Raw genomic sequence first — 668 nt, forward strand, 5'->3', positions numbered from 1 at the left:
CACCCACCCGCTCCGAGGCCTCGGGAACCCCGGTCACCCGCGCACCCCGCGCCACCACCCGGGCACCCCCGCCTGCCGACCGCTCGGCCGCGGCGGCGATCACGTCGACCCGGTCGCCCACCTTCAGCAACCGCACGGTCGCCCCGTCGGCGATGCGGACGGGCGCCCCGACCATCTCCACGGCCGGCTCCCGGTTCCGCACCCTCTCCCGGTTCCGCTCCCGGTTCCGGTCCCGTTCTCGCTCCGGCCGCGCTTCCCCGGCGGCATCGCCCACCGTCCGGGTCCCCGGAGCCGGTCCGCCGCCCCGCTCCGCCGCGGCGTTGCCCGGCCCGGCCGCCACCAGCGCCGCCGCGGTGACCGCGAGACCGGCCGCCAGGGCGCGCCTGCGGCACCGGACCAGCCGCCGCAGCTGACACCGGCCGCCCCGCACCCGTACAGGAGCGAAGTGCGGCACCTCACACGTACCCGGAACGTCCGTGCCCGACGGACGCGAGAAATCCGTGCCCAACGGGCGCGAGAAAGAGGACACAACTACCACCGCCAGGGGTCGAGAGATCGGTTCGAGCCCTCAGACTGCGCCTTTTCGGTGTATCCCGTCGGCCCCCGTGGACAACGGCCCGGCTGTGGAGAACCCGGTCACCCGAAGGCGCAGTTCCGCACCCCAGCCC

General features: G+C 75.7%; 1 protein-coding gene. It reads right to left on the bottom strand.

What is annotated here, in order from left to right; all coding sequences use genetic code 11:
• On the bottom strand, positions 1–529 hold a 529-nt coding region (locus FGF04_RS39665; RefSeq protein WP_408055735.1), incomplete at its 3' end, for a hypothetical protein.
• Positions 530–668 lie beyond the last annotated feature (139 nt).

The organism is Streptomyces apricus, assembly GCF_008369065.1.
In the GTDB taxonomy this organism is placed as follows: Bacteria; Actinomycetota; Actinomycetes; order Streptomycetales; family Streptomycetaceae; genus Streptomyces; species Streptomyces apricus.